This window comes from Niveispirillum sp. FG156 (assembly GCF_057809555.1).
The window spans coordinates 165,398-182,514 of sequence record NZ_JBMDKE010000002.1 but is presented as its reverse complement, the minus strand read 5'-3'; the positions used below and the strand labels follow the sequence as shown (position 1 = coordinate 182,514).

Here is a 17,117-nt window from a genome sequence, read left to right as displayed (position 1 = left end):
AAACGCTGTTCTGATCGGAAGCTGACTTCCATCCCGTCATTTTAGGGGATTGGCTTTGATCCCGCTTCGTTGCGTGAGACAATAATTTCTGAAACTGGGACAGAGCGCGTGCAATGCAGGCAGACCAGAACATCCTGGCACGGCGGCCCGCCGTGGCCCGTGGGGAGCATTACCCGCCGGCCTTTGAACTGGCGGAGCATCAGCATCGCCGCAGCCAGTTCCTCTATGCCGCCAGCGGGGTGATGGCGGTCAGCACCCCGCATGGCGCCTGGGTGGCGCCGCCGGAGCGGGCCGTCTGGATCCCCGGCGGCACCCCGCATGCCGTGCGTATGGTGGGCGCGGTGCAGACGCGCAGCCTGCTGATCGAGCCGGACCAGTGTACGGCGCGCGGATCCTCCTGTCAGGTGGTGGCCGTATCCCCGCTGCTGCGGCAATTGATGGTGGCCTCCGCCGACATCCCCCCGGACTATGAAGAGGCGGGGCGCGACGGGCTGGTGATGAAGCTGCTGCTGGCGGAGATCGACCGGGCGCCGCTGCTGCCGCTGGCGGTGCCGTTTCCGGCCCATGCCGGGCTGGCCCGCCACTGCCACGCCTTTCTGGGTCAGCCGCAGGCGACGACGACCATTGATGATTGGGCCGACGCCCTGTCCATGAACCGGCGCAGCTTCACCCGCCTGTTTCGCGCCGAAACGGGGATGAGCTTTGCCGAATGGCGGCAGCAGGCCTGCATCTCGGCGGCATTGCCCCGTCTGGCGGCGGGGGAGACGGTGACGTCGGTGGCCCTGGACCTGGGCTATGACGGGCCGGGCAATTTCTCCACCATGTTCAAGCGGGTCACCGGCATGTCGCCCAGCCGATATTTACCCTGATCCCCCATCCGTTTTGTTTCAGCTTTGTATCACCCGCTTACCCCGACCGCGCTGCGATGATACGCAGGAAGCCATAAGAACCGTTGGCTTCGGACGGCCATCGGAGGCAACAAAGGATACGCGGATAATGTCAGTACGGAGCGCGTTGATGACGGCGGCAGCCCTAATCGCCCTTTCGGCGACCCCCACCCTGGCGGCCGATGCGCCGGTGGGCCATCCCTTTGCCGAGGCACAGGCCAAACAGGACCCGTTCTTCTGGCTGGAAGAGGTGGAGGGCCAGAAGGCCCTGGATTGGGGCAAGGAGCATAACGAGAAAAGCTTCGCCCGCCTGAAGAACGACCCGCGCTTCGAGACCATCCGGGCGGAGGCCGAAAAGGTCCTGACCGCCAAGGACCGCATCGCCTATGGCAGCCTGGAAGGCGGCAAGGTCGATAATTTCTGGCAGGACCAGACGCATGTGCGTGGCATCTGGCGCCGCGCCACCCTGGACAGCTACAAGGCCGCCGACACGGCCTGGGACACGATCCTGGATATCGACAAGCTGTCGGCGGATGAGGGCAAGAACTGGGTCTATAAGGGCCATAACTGCTTCGGTGCCGATGCCAGCCGTTGCCTCGTCTATCTGTCCGATGGCGGCAAGGACGCCGTCGTGGTCCGTGAATTCGACGTGGCGGCCAAGTCCTTTGTGAAGGATGGCTTCCAAACTGTTGAATCCAAACAGACTTTGGACTGGATGGACAAGGATACGCTGCTGGTCGCCACCGATTTCGGCCCCGGCACCATGACCGACAGCGGCTATGCAAGACAGGTGCGCCTGTGGAAGCGCGGGACCGATCTGGCCGCCGCCCCGGTCGTGCTGGAGGTTGGGGTCAAGGATGTCTGGGCGCGTCCCTGGGGCATCCATCGGCCCGAGGGCAGCACCATCCTGTTGCAGCGCGGGCCCGACTTCTTCACCGAGGAATGGTCCCAGTTGACGCCCGAAGGCAAGGTCGTGAAGCTGGCCCTGCCGCTGGGTGTGGACATGAAGGGCGTCATGAATGGCGACCTGATCGTGGCCCTGCGTGAAGACTGGGCCGTGGCCGGCAAGTCCCTGAAAAAGGGCGACCTGATCGCAGTGCCGCTGGCCCAGGCGGCGGCGGGCACGGTGGAAAAGGTCGATGTGATCTATTCGCCGGGTGAGACAGCGGCCATCCAGGGCGTGGGCATCGCCAAGGATGCCATCTATCTGGACCTGCTGGACAATGTCGTTGGTCGTCTGGTCGCCACGCGCAAGGGGGCATCCGGCTGGACCCAGGCCGATATCGCCCTGCCCGCCAATGGCAGCCTGAACATCGTCTCGACCGATGGCAGCAGCACCGATGTGCTGGTCAACTACACCAATTTCCTGCAGCCCGACACGCTGTACATCATGGAAAATGGCGGCGCACCGCAAGCCATCAAGTCCCTGCCCGCCCGCTTCGACGCCGCCGGCCTGACCGCCGAACAGCGTTTCGCGGTTTCCAAGGATGGCACGCGCGTGCCCTATTTCATCGTCCATAAGAAGGACATGAAGCTGAACAGCGACAATCCGACCCTGCTCTATGGCTATGGCGGGTTCGAGATTTCGATGACGCCGGCCTATATGTCGGTGTTCGGCAAGGCCTGGCTGGAACAGGGTGGCGCCTATGTCGTCGCCAATATCCGGGGCGGCGGCGAATTCGGCCCCCGCTGGCATCAGGCAGCGCTGAAGGAAAACCGGCAGCGCGCCTATGATGATTTCCAGTCGGTGGCCGAAGACCTGATCAAGACCAAGGTGACCAAGCCGGCCCGCCTGGGCATTCAGGGCGGGTCCAATGGCGGCCTGCTGACCGGCGTCACCATGACCCAGCGCCCGGACCTGTTCGGCGCCGTCATCGTGGCGGTCCCCCTGCTGGACATGATGCGCTACCACACCATGCTGGCTGGCGCCTCCTGGATGGGGGAATATGGCGACCCGGAAAAGGCCGATGAACGGGCCTGGATCGCGAAATACAGCCCCTATCAAAATGTCCGCAAGGGTGTGAAATACCCGGAGGCCTTCGTCTACACCTCCACCAAGGATGACCGCGTGCATCCGGGCCATGCCCGCAAGTTCGTGGCCAAGCTGGAAAGCCAGGGCCACAAGGTCATGTATTATGAGAACATGGAAGGCGGCCATTCGGCGGCGGCCAACCTGAAACAGCGGGCCGAGGTGACGGCGCTGCAGGTCGTGTATCTGACGCAGAAGCTGATTGATCGGTAACGGTTGCGGCGGATCAGAGAAAGGGGGGCTTCGGCCTCCCTTTTTTTGTCAGGGCGGGAGGTGACTGTCTGGCCCCTTCCGTCATCCCGGCGAACGCCGGGACCCAGGGGCCAAGCGCCCAACCTATCGGCAGCTTTGATCGACGCTGCGTTGAGGTTTGATCCTGGGATCCTGGGTCCCGACTTGCGTCGGGATGACGGCATAAGTGCGGGACCCGTCAGCGTCACAACCATTCCTCACCCCTCCTTCACCCGGTCACTGGCCGCCTGCTGCGCCTCCTGCCAGGCGCGGATATCGGCGGGCATGGGCGGGCTTTCCAGGTCGATGCCCATATGGTGCATCAGGACCGAGGTATCGATGGACCGGCCCCGCTCCAGAAACACGCCCTTCACCACGATGACAGCGGCCAGATGGCCGTCCATCGCCTCGAACACATGTTCCAGGTATATCCATTTGCCTTCCCAGCACAGGACGCGGGTTTTCAGGCGGTAGGGCTGAAGCGGCTTCAGCTCCCGCCGGAACCGGATCATGGCCCCGCCCAGCACCGGTGCCCATTTGCGTGCCATCAGCATCTTCAACATGCCGGTGCGGATCATCAGATCGACGCGGCCCAGATCGGCAATGGTGAAGTACCGGCCATTATTCATGTGCAGGTTCGTGTCGATATCATTCAGCCAGACACGGAACCCCAGGATGGAGGTCCCCAACGGCTCCACCCGCCGGCCCGACAGAAGGGCGGCCAGCACGACGCGCAGCAGGCGGAAGATCAAATTCATTGACAGCACCGGAACAGCGGAAAAGACAAAGGGCGGCGCCCTTTTGGCACCGCCCCTTGTTTTGGGCAAGGATGATCGGGTTTGAGGCCCGGCAAGAAATCAAACCCCAACCATCCTTGCTTATCCGCGATCCATTTCCGTTCAGATGTAGAAGTGGATCTGCGTGCGGTCATAGCCGGTGCCGATCATCACCGGCTGGCCCTTCACGACGGGCAGGTCGTGATTGAAGAAATACACGGCCTGCTTCCAGTGGTTGGTGCGGGTCGGCGACTTGGAGTGGTAGTCGACCTTCTCATCCATGTGCAGGTCGAACCAGAAGGCAATGCCATGGGCGACACCCGTCTCCGAGGCGGTGACCGTCAGGACCTTGGCGTCGCTGTCGGGCATGTTCTTGTAGAAATCGAAGAACCAGGCCTTTTCCGGTTCGGACAGCATGCGGTGGGCGTCGGCAGCCAGATCGATGGTGCAGTAACCCGGCGTGCGGAACTGGTCGAACTTCGACATGTCAAAGCCGGAGACCGTGCGCACCGGACTGATGCGGCGCATGTCGTCGGCCTGGATCAGCGAGGCATAGACCGTGGCCGCCGCCGGGATGATCTTGGCACCGGGCTTCAGCAGGTTCTGGCGGGCATGCTGCAAAATGGTCAGCATGTCAGGTGCCAGCATGCCGACATTGATCAGTTCGGACACGAAGACATCGGCCTTTTCGGGCATGTCCTGGCCCACCACCAGATCGGTGGACTTCTTGCCGATCACGGTGATGTGCTTGTCATAACCGTTCAGCGCCACCGTCTCGCGGGCCACCTCGACCAGCGGCTTGTGCATCTCGCAGGTATAGACATGGCCGGCACCGGCACGCGCCGCCATCATGGCGACCAGGGCGGAACCCGTGCCGATCTCCAGCACCGTGTCCCCCGGCTTCACATTGTTCAGCAGGGCCGCCTCATAGGCGTCGTTGCGTTCATGATCGTTGATCATCGGGATGTGCCACGCGGGGACCTGGGTGGAGCGCAGCAATTGCAGCGCGAACAGCACGGCGGCATTGTCGGGCATGCGGTTATGGGCGCCGGTCAGCAGCGCAATGGCATCGTCGATCCGGCCCTGCCCCTGGAACACCTGGGCCAGACCGATGGCGGCCTCCGCCCGGCTGGGATCACCCGCCAGGACATTGGCGAACAGGCGGCCAGCCTCGTCCAGACGGTCGGTATAGAGCAGCAGGGCAGCGAGGTTATAGGCGGCATCCAGGTTCTTCGGGCGCAGGGCCAGCGAGTGGCGGAAGCAGAATTCCGCCTCGGCCAGAGAACCCATCTCCCGCAGGGTGTTGCCCAGATTATTGTGCGCCTCGGCGTAGGAGGGGCGCAGTTCGACGGCCTTGCGGAAGCAGGGCTCGGCCTCGGCCAGCTTGCCCTGGGCGCGGAGCGCATTGCCCAGATTGTTGTAGGACAGCGGGTCGCTTTCATCCAGGGCCGCGGCCTGGGCGAACTCAACCTCCGCCTCCTCGAACCTGCGGCAGCCATACATCAGCACGCCGCGGCTATTGTGGAATTCGGCCTTGGCGCCGTCCAGCGCGATGGCCTTGGAAAACAGCTCGTTGGCCTCGGCAGCGCGGTTGGAGCGCAGCGCGATGATGCCCAGCAGGTGCGTGGCTTCCGAATGGGCCGGTTCGGCCTGAAGCGCCGTGCGGCAGCTCATTTCGGCTTCGGCCAGGTAACCGGCCATCAGGTGCTGACGGGAGATGCTGACGCAATCCTGGACGAAGGACATGGGGTTGCTCCTTGGCTTGGCGCTTCACGGCCCATCCGGGCCAAATCGGTTCGAAGCCATAAAAGCAAAGGGTGTGCCAACCACCAGAACCCAAGGAAATCTGCGGATTTTTGACCAAGGGGCAAAAGATGCCGGGTGGGATGGCGTCCCTGTCGGCGTTTCTTGCCCGCAAGGGGCGGGTAAATGTCGCCGCCCCCCGCCAATCGGCTCAACGACGCAGCAACGGCCCCCGGCGATAGGCACCCTGCCCTGCCAGATTGAGGTGCTCCCGCGCCACCAGTGCCCCCTCCTGCCTCACCAACCCTGCGATGGCATTGTCCATGGCGGGGTCCATCATATGGTGGGCGGACCAGGTGGTGACAGGCTGATAGCCGCGCTTCAGCTTGTGCATGCCCCCGATGCCACCATCCAATGTCGCCAGCCCGCGCTCAATCGCAAACTCGATGGCGCGATAGTTCGTGACCTCGAAATGCAGGAAGGAAAAGCCCTCCACGCCGCCCCAGCTACGGGAAAACAGCGTCCGGCTGCCCAGAATGTTCAATGTCGCGCCGACATAGCGCCCGTCCGCCCGTGCCATGACCAGAACCACGCGGTCGGCCATACGCTCACCCAACATCAGGAAATAGTCCCGGGGAAGCAGGGGCAGGCAATTCTTCTTCTTGAAGGTTGAAAGATAGAAGCCGGCAAAAACATCCATATGCTCTTCGCGCAGATCAGGTCCGGTCAGGATCCGGATATCCACGCCGCGCTGCGCCACCTCGTGACGTTCCGACCGGATCATGCTGCGCCGGCGGGAGATAAGGGTCTCCAGGAAATCATCAAAGCTTTGATAATCCTGGTTCTGCCAATGAAACTGGATATTGCTGCGGGCATGCCATCCCGCCTTCTTGAATAAGTCCAGGTCGCCTTCGTTCACATAGGTGGCGTGGGCGCCGGAAAGATTGCTGGATGCAGCCGACCGCGTGACCAGCCCGATGATCCGCGACAACAGCTGTTCCGGCGCGTCACGGCGGCGCAGAAGACGCGGTCCCGTCACCGGACTGAACGGGGCACAAATCTGAAGCTTCGGATAATAGGAACGACCGGCCCGCCGATGCAGATCAACCCAGGCCTGCTCATTCACCAGATCACCGAACGGACTGGCTTTGACAAACATGGGCATTGCCGCAACCAGCCGACCGGCGGCATCCCGCGCCATCAGATAGCGTGCCGCCCAGATCCGGCCCTCGATGGCACGGCAATCGTCAAGAATACGTAGATGGGCATGCTGTAGAAATGGGTGATCGTCGCCCCCAGGCGTCTCAAGAAGGCAGCCATCCCAAGCATCGGCGTCAATGTTGGAGATACGATCAGTAATACTGACCGTAAATTGATTGGAGCAATCGACCACCACCAGACATCCGAATTATGTTAACGCGTTAAAAAACAATCAAGATATACGATAGTGTGTTTTTTGGATTCTTGGCATCGCTCTTTTGGAAACTCAGCCCTCCTGCCGATAGGGGCTTTCCTGCATCAACTCCGCCATGTGCTCCTCTATCGCCGCCCGTTCCTTCAGCAGGAAATCGGTGACGGCATAGCGCAGGCCACGATGGGCGATGTAATGCGCGGAAAAGGTCTTCACGGGCAGATAGCCGCGCTGGATCTTGTGTTCCCCCTGCGCCCCCGCCTCCACCCGCGTCAGGCCATGTTCGATGGCAAAATCGATGGCGCGGTAATAGCAGGCCTCGAAATGCAGGAACGGGTATGCCTCCGACCCGCCCCAGTTCCGGCCATACAAGGTCGTTTCGCCCAGCATGTTGAGCGCCCCACCGACCCAGCGCGCGCCGTCGCGCGCCATGACCAGCACAACCCGGTCGGCCATGTCCTGACCCAGTTGGAAGAAGAACTCCCGCGTCAGGTAGGGGGAGCCCCATTTCCGGTCGGACGTTGACCGGTACAGCCGGTCGAACGCATCCCAATGCTCGTCCCTGATATCCGCCCCGGTCAGGGTAAACAGTTGCAGCCCGCTATCGGCGACGCATTGTCTTTCCTTGCGCACCATCTTGCGCTTGCGGCTGCTGAAGGCACCCAGGAAGTCATCAAAGCTGCGATAGCCGAGATTATCCCAATGATATTGCATGCCGATGCGCGACAGCCACCCCGCGCCGACGAAGCGGTCATGGTCGGCCTCATTGGGAAAGGTGACATGGGTCCCAGACAGGTCGTTGCGCCGGGCCAGGCCCGACAGCGTGGCGATGATGGCCCCATGCACCCCCGGCGGCGCATCGGCCCGGACCAGGAGACGCGGGCCTGTCACGGGTGTGAACGGCACCGAGGATTGCAGCTTGGGATAATAGTTGCCGCCCGCCTGGTCCAGGGCATTCGCCCAGCCATGGTCGAACACATACTCGCCATAGGAATGGTACTTCACATAAAGCGGCGCGACACCGAGAAGACGGCCCGTACCGTCGCGCACCGCGACATGGCGGGGATCCCAGCCCGTATCGCCGCCGACCGACCCGCTGCTTTCCAGCGCCGCCAGAAAGGCGTGGCGCAGAAAGGGATTGTCGGCACCACCCGGCGTATCCCGCAGACAGGCATCCCAGTCTGATGCCGGGATGCTGCGGATGTCATGGACAAGATCGATGCTGATATTGTCCAGTTCCTGACCGTCGGGCATGGGCGTCGCCGTGCTGTTGAATGGTCAGGATATAGAACGTGCGGGGTCGAGGCCAAGGATATGCATGTCGCCCCCTCACCCTCCCAAGCCTTCCGGCTTGGGCCCCTCCCTCTCCCACTTGCGTGGGCGAGGGGCGAAACCTCGGCGTTGGGCTATTGAGCCCCTCGCCCGCTTGCGGGAGAGGGAGGGGCCCGTCGGCGTCAGCCGGCGGGAGGGTGAGGGAAACCCGCGCCGTTACGCCACTTCCAGAATCGCCTCGATCTCCACCGCCACACCAAACGGCAGCGAGGCGGCGGACACCGCGGAGCGGGCATGCTTGCCGGCATCCCCGAACACTTCGCCGAACAGTTCGGACGCGCCGTTGATCACCTTGGGCTGGTCATTGAAATCGCCCGTGGAGTTCACAAAGCCCACCAGCTTCACCACCCGCACGATCCGGTCCAGATCACCATCGAGCGCCAGCTTGGCCTGGGCGATGATATTCAGGGCGCAGGTGCGGGCTGCCTCGCGCCCTTCCTCAATGCTGTAGCCGGCACCCAGCTTGCCGACATGGCGCAGTTCGCCATTCCACATCGGCACCTGGCCGGAGATGAACAGCTGGTTGCCGGTGCGCACGGCAGGCACATAGGCGGCCAGCGGCACGGCGGCCTTGGGCAGCTCGATATTCAGTTCGGCCAGACGCGCATCGATACGACCCGCCATGAAAACCTCCATCACAAGAATGCGTTGCCGCCTTGATAGCAGCAGGCACACCCACCGGGAAAGCCCCGTGGCGACGGCTTATGGAGCGATAACCCGGTCTGACAGCGTATAGAAATGCAGGATGGCCTTCTTGCCACGCGAATAGTTGAAGCCCGAAAGCTCACTGACCAGAAGCGGCTCACGCCCAGCGGCGCGCAGGGCGGCGTGAAACGCCTCCTCCTCCCGCCCCGTGGTGACCATGCCGATGGCACAGGCAGGATCGGACAGCAGGTGGGCCGCGACCCGTTCCCCGCCACCCAGCCGCGTTTGTGTGCCAACCAGGAAGACCATCGACGGCTCATTATAGCCGCCGGCGGCCAGGATGCTGCCGGGGCATGGCTTGTTCTCGTCGAAAACCTGCTTCACCTGCGGGCTGAGCCACATGGGCGTCAGGTTGGGCAGCGCCATGGCAAAGATCCCGATATAGGCGAAGACAGTGCCCAGCACGGCATAGGCCGCCGCATCGCCACGGGCCGACCGGATCAACCAGACCGTCAGGCCGGCGACGGCCAGAATGGCAACCGCTGCCAGCACCGACCCCACCTGCACCTGCCCCATCAACTGCACCGGAAAGCCGATGATGGCCCCGGCAAAGGCGACGGAAACGATGACCGTCATTGCCGTGGCCGCCCAGACCCAGCCACGGGACAAGACCGGGCGGCGGTTATTGACCACCAAGGCCGCCGCCAGCAGCGCCAGCGCCGGCAGCACCGGCAGGGTGTAATGTGGCAGCTTGGTCACCACCGCCTCATGGATCACCCAGGTCGGGATGATCCAGGCCAGACAGAAGCGCACCGAAGCCTCATGCCGCCGCGCCCAGATCAGGGGCAGTGACAGAAAGACCACCGGTGCCCAGGGCCAGAAGCTGAGCCAGAAGGTCGCCAGGAAATATCCCGGCGGGCCGGCATGGTTCTCCTGTCCCGTGGCTCCCTTGCCCAGAAATTCATGCCCCACAGCGGTGCCGAAAAACGCCCCCTTGGTGGCGATGGTGATGGCGATCAGCCAGGGCAGGATGATGGACAGGAACAGCGGCAGCCCCAGGGCCGGACGCAGCCGCCGCAGCCACCACACCTCCCGGTCGATCAGCCATAGCGCCAGGATGGCGGTACCCACCACCATCAAGATCACACCCTTGACCAGCACCCCGATGCCCAGCGCCACCCAGAACAGCAGCGCCGTCGACAGGGGCAAGGCCCGGTCGGGCCGTAGATAGGCGCGCGCCAGCACGCCAAAGCAGCCCAGGATGCAGGCCAGTTGTACCGCGTCCGTCTTGGCCATGCGCGCTTCCACGCCCAGGATGACGCAGGTGCCCATCATCATGGCAGCGATGGTCCCCGCCCCCGGCCCAAACAGCGCCAGCCCCGCCCAGGCCGTCAGCAGGACGGCGGCGATGGCCCCGATCAGCGACGGCAGCCGGTACATCCAAACCGGCCCCGTATCATCCCCACCGGTCAGCAGATGGACGGTCGCCGCCTGCATCCAGTAGATGCCCACCGGCTTCTTGTGCCGCGCCTCATCCTGGAACCGGATATCGATGAAATCGCCGGTTTCCAGCATCTGGTGGCTGGCCTGGACATAACGGCTTTCATCCCGGTCAAAGGGCGGGATGGTGGCGAACCCCTGGATGAAGGCGGCAAAGGCCAGCAGGGCCAGGAACAGCCAGACCTTGCCGCCCATCCCCTGGTCCGGTGCCCGATCCGGGCTCATGCCCCCGCCCCACGGCGTTCGCGACGGCGTTCGCGGCGGATCAGGTGCAGGTTGCGGGAATAGATGATCAGGGCCGGCAACTGCCCCGCGATGATCACCAACTCATGTTTCAGAAAGCCATAGATGGTCAGCAGCAGGCCGCCGCCCAGGCTGAACCACCAGAAGGCGACGGGCATCACACTGCGGCCCGCGCGTTCCGAACTGATCCACTGCACGACAAAGCGCATCATGAACATGGCCTGGGCCGACATGCCGAACAGGACCAGCCATTCCTGCCCATCCACGGCGGCGTGCCACCATTGGCTCAACTGGGTCCAGATCATGGTGCCTTCACCTCTGTCGCCCCACCGGGCCGTTTCTGCCGCCGGATCAGCCACAGGATACCGAACAGGTCCCAAAGCCCCACGGCGGCCCGGTGCAGATTGGTATATTTGGAGGCGCCGGCCACGCGCGGCCGGTCATTCACGGGCAGGTTGGCATGGGTCAGCCCCCGCCCTCTCACCAGGGCCGGAATGAACCGGTGCAGACAGTCGATGGCCGGCAGGTCCAGGAACAGGTCGCGCCTGATCAGCTTCAGCCCGCAGCCCGTATCCGGGCAATCATCATGCAGGATGGCCTGACGGATGGCGTTGGCGGCGCGCGATGCCAGCCGTTTGGATAGCGTATCCTGTCGGCGCCGGCGCACGCCATTGACCAGGACCAGATCCTCGTCCGCCTCCAGTTTGCGCAGCATGGGTGGAATGTCGGCGGGATCATTCTGCCGGTCGCCATCGATGAAGGCCAGCCACGCCCCCTGCGCCGCGCGGGCACCGGTGACCAGGGCCGCACTCTTGCCGGCACGGCTTGCATGGCGGATCAGGCGCAGGGTCGGGTACTCGGCCAGGGCCTTTTCCACCCGCGATGGGGTGGCGTCGCCGGACCCGTCATCGATCACCAGCACCTCAAACGCCGGACAGGCGGCCAGGGCCGCGTAAATCTCTTCCAGCAGCGGCAGGATATTGTCCTGTTCATCCAGGACCGGGATCAGAACGGAAAGCTGCACGCAACCTCCAGCCGGTGCGGAACCATGACCAAGGCGGGATAATCCGTTCGGGGCAGGAAGAAAAGTGACGCTTTCATGCGCCTGCCCCCCGCCCCATGCCGATCAGAGCGTATCCACCACCATGACCCCCGCCGCCGACAGCCGGGCCATCGCGGCCTCCAGCGATCCGTGCAGGTCGATGGCCCGGCTGGCACCCGTCAGCAGGACAGACGCAAAGCCGCAGCGGGCCGCATCCTCCGCCGAATAGGCGACACAGAAATCGGTGGCCAGCCCGGCAAAGAACAGGCGTGTGAAGCCCCGTTCCCGGCAATAGCCGGCCAGACCCGTCGGTGTCCGACGGTCATTCTCGAAAAAGGCGGAATAGCTGTCGATGCCGGGGCGGAAGCCCTTGCGCACCACCAGCGACGCCATCGGCACATCCAGCCCGGCATGGAATTCCGCGCCCTTCGTGCCCTGCACGCAATGGGCCGGCCATAGGGTCTGCTCCCCATAGTCCAACTGTATGGTCTGAAACGGTCCGGCGCCCGGATGGCTGCTGGCAAAGCTGGAATGGCCGGGCGGATGCCAGTCCTGGGTCAGGACGACACCGCCGCCCGCTGTATGGAACCGCCGGGCCAGTTCATTGGCCAGCGGCACCACCGCATCGCCATCGGCCACGGCCAGCGCACCGCCGGGGCAGAAATCATTCTGGATATCGACCAGGACCAGCAGGTCGCTCGCACACAGCGTCACCATCACCTCCGCCGTCAGTAGGGCACGCGGTCGGCCTTTTCCGCCCAGTCGTTGAAGACCGACAGGGCATCCTCATTGGGCCGGTGGTCGCAGGGGATGATACGCTGGTCCGGGGCTGCCGCCACCTGTTCATAGATCAGGGCATCGTCAAAGCCGATCGCCGCCGCCTGGAACCGGTCATTGGCATAAACGATACGGTCGACCCGCGCCCACAGGGCAGAGGCCAAACACATGGGGCACGGCTCGCAGCTGGCATAAAGCACGGCCCCGCGCAGGTCGAACCGGCCCAGGGTGCGGCAGGCATCGCGGATGGCCACCACTTCGGCATGGGCGGTGGGGTCGTTGGTGGAGGTGACCTGATTGCAGCCACGCCCGACCACCTTGCCGTCCATCACCACCACCGACCCGAAGGGCCCGCCCTGCCCGCCTTCCATGCCCTGGCGGGACAGATCGGCGGCGAGTGACAGGAAATGCTGGTCTTGACCGGACATGCGGACGCTATCCCTTGAAGCTGTTATCAGCCCCAAGGGATAGCGTCCGGACACCGGCCCTGTCACGAGCTTATACCGGGGGCATGGTCCATGCCCCCCCAGGCCGGCGACCGCCGGCCCGCAGGCACGTGCCTGCGTAAGCCCAAGCTGCCGGAGGCAGCGCCCGGCGCTTGAGGGGACGGGTCTTAAATACGTCCCAGCAGCACCAGGATCAGCAGGACGATCAGCACGGTCCCCAGAAGGCCGGACGGGCCATAGCCCCAGCCGCGGCTATAGGGCCAGGCGGGCAAGGCACCGACCAGGATAAGGATCACGATGATCAGCAGGATCGTCGTCATGGGGCACTCCATCTTCTGTTGTCATTACGCCCACCTTCTCAACAACACAGAAGGACGAATGGGTGCAGGCGATTACGGGCTACCCCTTTCGCGGCGCAACGTCGCGATGGGTTGACCTTTGCCAACAGATGGGGCCTGCTGTGCCCAGCCCCCGTTTTCGGGGGTGTTTTCGAACAGAGGTGTTTTCGGTTGGCCGAAGACACCTCCGGCGGCGACTGCCGCCGCGGCGCCCATGCGCCGTGAAGCCAAGCCGCGGATGCGGTGCCGGCGTTTGAGGAACTGAACAGAACACGCTTTAGAGGAAAAGATGAACCGCAAAGTCCAGATCGGCGACCCGCCCATCCGCATCCTGCGCGATGATTTGCAGAAGCTTGAGACGTTGCTTGACAGCATGCACCGTTCCTACGCGCGGATTTCGATGTTCCTGCAGCAGGAGGTCCTGCGTGCCGACATCGTGGATCAGGCGACGCGACGCCCCTTTGTCAGGCTCGGGTCGCAGGTGCATTTCACCGATGATATCGGCACCAGCCACAGTGGCACCCTGCATATGCCGGAAGACGGCTGCCCGGTGCCGTCCGACGCCATCTCGATCCTGACACCCGTAGGCTGCGCCCTTCTGGGCCTGTCGCCGGGGCAGAGCATCACCTATCAGACCGTGGACCGCCGGGAAAAGCGCATCACCGTGACCAAGGTGGTGAACAGCGCATAGCATCCGCCGGGGTCAACCCTCACCCTCCCCTTGGCTGACGCCAACGGGCCCCTCCTTCTCCCACTGACGTGGGCGAGGGACCAGGATCAAGACCAAATTCCGCCCCTCGCCCACTGACATCGGCGGGGGGACTATATCGGGATCAAGGCCAAGTTTCGCCCCTCGCCCACGAAAGTGGGAGAGGGAGGGGCCCAAGCCTGCCAAGGCTTGGGAGGGTGAGGGAGCGCCCTACCCCCGCACAATTATCCGAAATTCAGCAGCCCCGGCGCCTTGTCGATGATCTCTTCCAGGATCAGCTCGGCCGTCTCCAGATCGCCCTTCAACTTGTCGCCCATGGTGGCGGCATATTCGGGCCGGCGCAGCTTCTCCGCCGCATCGTGCAGGCTGCGCAGTTCGGAGATAAAGATGTCGCGGGCACCCATGGGCAGCATGGTCTTGGCCGACAGCACAAAGAAGAACCGCATCGACGCGCGGACCAACAGGCCCAGCATCAGCGTATCCAGCCGCGCATATTCCTCTTTCAGGTCATCGACGCGCGCCGTATCCACGGATCTAAGGCGCCCTTCGATCAGGATGCATAGCGCCCTGAACTCCCCGACCTTGTTGCGGAAGTCGTTATAGGCCAGGAAACTATCCTTGGCCGCCTCTTCTTCCGCCTGCTTGGCCAGACGGATGGCGTCCCGCGCCTGCCGTTCCAGAGCGCCCAACAGGTCCTGTACTTCCTTGCGGGTATAGGTGCGCTTCATGATCGGGGTTATCGCCACAAGCCGGAGCATCATTGCGGCACCTATATAGGCTGTTGTTCCGCCGACCGAAAGGGTTCCGACGGGAATGGCTGTCAGGGTGGGGGCGCGGGGGCTTGGGTCCCAAGTTTATTCTCGCCACCTCCCCAACAGCCCCAACCGCTGACTTTGCGCCGCTACCATGCTATATTGCTTCCATCATCGCCCCTCTCACGCCTGCATGCCATCCCCATCACGGCATTCGGAGCTGCTTGCTTTCGGAGCGGCAATAGCCGGCCCTCCGGAACACACCCCTTTTTTGTGTCGCACAACGTTGCACGAGGGCCGGCGGCCCGCTCCTTCCGGGGCCGGGACACCCCCGCCCATACGAAACACCCCCTCATTTTATGGTGCACAGCGTTTCATATCCCGGACAGCATTCGGGGTCCGGAGCTTCTCGGAGCGGTATCCCAGCCGCCTCCGAAACAATGTTTCACACGGGTGTGCGGACGCCAAAGCCGCCGCTATCGGCCCCTATCCGCCTCACCGCAGGGCAAAAAAACCACAACCAGTAAAACCGTAGCGAGCGCTCACACAGGCTCTGGTCAAACCTTACTGATCTGTTAATCTCAATCTCGCGGATGCGAAACGAAGCCATTGTCGGCATCGCCCTCGACAGCGGATCGCATGGCACGAAGGGCGCAGGGGGCTCTGTTGAGCGGGTCTGGAAAAGGTGTTGACGACCTGTTGTCGTCCTATGACGCCAACGGCTTTTATGATGAGCTGTTCGGCTCGGCCAGCAAACCGGCATCGCATACCGAGGCCGTGAAGGACCGGCTTCGACAATTGCAATATGATGATCTGCGGCGCCGCGCGTCCGACGCGGAGCGGGAGCTTTACAATCTGGGCATCACCTTTCTGGTGTATAGCGATGCCAAGGCCGTTGACCGCATCCTGCCCTTCGATGTGATCCCGCGCATCATCGCGGCCAAGGAATGGGCGCATCTGGAAAAGGGCGTGCAGCAGCGCATCGCGGCGCTGAACATGTTCCTGCATGATATCTATCATGATCAGCATGTGCTGAAGGACGGGATCATCCCGGCGGAGCTGGTGCTGGGCAATGCCAATTACCGGCCGCAGATGCAGGGCATCACCCTGCCCTTCAAGACCTATATCCACATCGCCGGCGTCGATCTGGTGCGTGACCATGAGGGCACGTTCCGGGTGCTGGAGGATAATGGCCGCGTGCCGTCGGGCGTATCCTATGTCGTTGAAAACCGCCACATGATGCTGCGCGCCTTCCCCGATCTGATGGGGGATATTGGCCTGCGCAATGTGGAGAATTACGGCGCCAAGCTGCTGGAGGCGATGTGCGAGATCGCACCACCCCGGCCCGACGTCGATACCTATGACCCGCAGGTCGTGCTGCTGTCGCCCGGCGCCTACAACTCCGCCTATTTCGAGCATATTTTTCTGGCACGCGAGATGGGTGTGCCGCTGGTGGAAGGGCGCGACCTGGCCGTCATCGACGACAAGGTCTATATGAAGACCACGGGCGGCCTGCGCCGGGTGGACAGCATCTATCGCCGCATCGGCGATGATTTCCTGGACCCCAAGGCCTTCAATCCCGACAGCCTTCTGGGCGTGCCAGGGATTTTCGAGGCCTATCGCAAGGGCAATGTGGCGCTGGCCAACGCCATCGGCACCGGCGTGGCGGATGACAAGGCCGTCTATGCCTATGTCCCGCGCATGATCAAATATTACCTGGGCGAGGATGCGCTTCTCCCCAATGTCGACACCCATATCTGCCGCGAGCCTGACGCGCTGCAATATACGCTCGACAATCTCGACAAGCTGGTGGTGAAGCCGGTGGGCGAAGCAGGCGGCTACGGCATCACCATCGGCCCGCGCGCCACCAAGGCCGAGCTGGAGGAATGCCGGGCCAAGCTGCTGGAGGACCCGGCCAATTATATCAGCCAGCCCATGGTGCCGCTGTCGGTCTGCCCCACCTTGACGGAGGAAGGGATTGAGCCGCGCCATGTGGACCTGCGTCCCTTCGCCATCACCGCCAAAAGCACCTGGGTGCTGCCCGGCGGGCTGACGCGTGTGGCGCTGAAGAAAGGCACCTTGATCGTGAATTCCAGCCAGGGTGGTGGGTCCAAGGATACCTGGGTCCTGACGGAAGGTGGAGAGGCGGAGACCGAGCCGGTGGCCGATGACAGCACCGATCCGTTCCATACCCAGTCCCAGTCCCAGTCCCAGTCTTCGTCATCCCAGTCGCAAAGCCAGTAAGGGGAGAACCGG

At 63.3% G+C, this 17,117-nt stretch carries 16 protein-coding genes; 4 read left to right on the top strand and 12 right to left on the bottom strand.

The annotated features are described in order from the left end of the window. The first annotated feature begins 113 nt into the window (after positions 1-113). Together ACODSP_RS02085 and ACODSP_RS02080 are read left to right on the top strand one after the other, a co-directional pair. Positions 114-869 carry an AraC family transcriptional regulator gene (locus ACODSP_RS02085; protein ID WP_488963974.1) on the top strand — a complete coding sequence of 252 codons (756 nt, stop codon included), beginning with the start codon at positions 114-116 and terminating at the stop codon, positions 867-869. 127 nt (positions 870-996) lie between these two features. Then, complete coding sequence (locus ACODSP_RS02080) at positions 997-3,129, top strand: prolyl oligopeptidase family serine peptidase (protein WP_488963973.1); 2,133 nt, start codon at positions 997-999, stop codon at positions 3,127-3,129. A 236-nt stretch (positions 3,130-3,365) separates the two neighbouring features. On the opposite strand, the gene ACODSP_RS02075 is transcribed toward ACODSP_RS02080, so the two are convergent. The 11 genes from ACODSP_RS02075 to ACODSP_RS02025 form a co-directional block, all read right to left on the bottom strand. Next, a complete protein-coding gene (locus tag ACODSP_RS02075) occupies positions 3,366-3,905 on the bottom strand; it encodes a thioesterase family protein (RefSeq protein WP_488963972.1) in 540 nt (179 codons plus the stop codon). A 141-nt stretch (positions 3,906-4,046) separates the two neighbouring features. Further along, positions 4,047-5,669, bottom strand: a complete 1,623-nt coding sequence (locus tag ACODSP_RS02070; protein WP_488963971.1) for a tetratricopeptide repeat protein — start codon at positions 5,667-5,669, stop codon at positions 4,047-4,049. Between the two features lie 208 nt (positions 5,670-5,877). After that, complete coding sequence (locus tag ACODSP_RS02065; protein ID WP_488963970.1) at positions 5,878-7,059, bottom strand: GNAT family N-acetyltransferase; 1,182 nt, start codon at positions 7,057-7,059, stop codon at positions 5,878-5,880. Positions 7,060-7,152: 93 nt separating this feature from the next. Further along, positions 7,153-8,331: a GNAT family N-acetyltransferase gene (locus tag ACODSP_RS02060; RefSeq protein WP_488963969.1), complete on the bottom strand. Its 1,179-nt coding sequence runs from the start codon at positions 8,329-8,331 to the stop codon at positions 7,153-7,155. A 234-nt stretch (positions 8,332-8,565) separates the two neighbouring features. Continuing rightward, positions 8,566-9,033: a RidA family protein gene (locus ACODSP_RS02055; protein ID WP_102113248.1), complete on the bottom strand. Its 468-nt coding sequence runs from the start codon at positions 9,031-9,033 to the stop codon at positions 8,566-8,568. 78 nt (positions 9,034-9,111) lie between these two features. Then, positions 9,112-10,779 carry an ArnT family glycosyltransferase gene (locus ACODSP_RS02050; RefSeq protein ID WP_488963968.1) on the bottom strand — a complete coding sequence of 556 codons (1,668 nt, stop codon included), beginning with the start codon at positions 10,777-10,779 and terminating at the stop codon, positions 9,112-9,114. Then, a complete protein-coding gene (locus ACODSP_RS02045; protein WP_488963967.1) occupies positions 10,776-11,102 on the bottom strand; it encodes a lipid-A-disaccharide synthase N-terminal domain-containing protein in 327 nt (108 codons plus the stop codon). Before ACODSP_RS02045 ends, ACODSP_RS02050 begins: the two co-directional genes overlap by 4 nt. After that, positions 11,099-11,821, bottom strand: coding sequence for a glycosyltransferase family 2 protein (locus ACODSP_RS02040; protein WP_488963966.1), 723 nt, complete (start codon positions 11,819-11,821; stop codon positions 11,099-11,101). The genes ACODSP_RS02045 and ACODSP_RS02040 overlap by 4 nt, the downstream gene beginning before the upstream one ends. A 102-nt stretch (positions 11,822-11,923) precedes the next feature. Beyond that, complete coding sequence (gene pncA / locus ACODSP_RS02035) at positions 11,924-12,556, bottom strand: bifunctional nicotinamidase/pyrazinamidase (RefSeq protein ID WP_488963965.1); 633 nt, start codon at positions 12,554-12,556, stop codon at positions 11,924-11,926. An 11-nt stretch (positions 12,557-12,567) separates the two neighbouring features. Continuing rightward, positions 12,568-13,044, bottom strand: a complete 477-nt coding sequence (locus ACODSP_RS02030) for a nucleoside deaminase (protein WP_488963964.1) — start codon at positions 13,042-13,044, stop codon at positions 12,568-12,570. Positions 13,045-13,229: 185 nt separating this feature from the next. After that, the gene (locus tag ACODSP_RS02025) at positions 13,230-13,382 is read right to left on the bottom strand and encodes a DUF3309 family protein (RefSeq protein WP_488963963.1); all 153 of its coding nucleotides are present in this window, start codon (positions 13,380-13,382) and stop codon (positions 13,230-13,232) included. Between the two features lie 307 nt (positions 13,383-13,689). Between ACODSP_RS02025 and ACODSP_RS02020 the strand changes: the two genes are divergently transcribed. Next, entirely contained in the window at positions 13,690-14,091 is a 402-nt protein-coding gene (locus tag ACODSP_RS02020; RefSeq protein WP_488963962.1) for a GreA/GreB family elongation factor, read from the top strand. A gap of 242 nt (positions 14,092-14,333) precedes the next feature. Here the strand turns inward: ACODSP_RS02020 and ACODSP_RS02015 are convergent, their stop codons facing one another. Further along, complete coding sequence (locus ACODSP_RS02015) at positions 14,334-14,870, bottom strand: hypothetical protein (RefSeq protein ID WP_488963961.1); 537 nt, start codon at positions 14,868-14,870, stop codon at positions 14,334-14,336. Between the two features lie 657 nt (positions 14,871-15,527). On the opposite strand from ACODSP_RS02015, the gene ACODSP_RS02010 reads away from it, so the two are divergent. Continuing rightward, complete coding sequence (locus ACODSP_RS02010) at positions 15,528-17,105, top strand: circularly permuted type 2 ATP-grasp protein (protein WP_488963960.1); 1,578 nt, start codon at positions 15,528-15,530, stop codon at positions 17,103-17,105. The last annotated feature ends 12 nt before the right edge of the window (positions 17,106-17,117 follow it).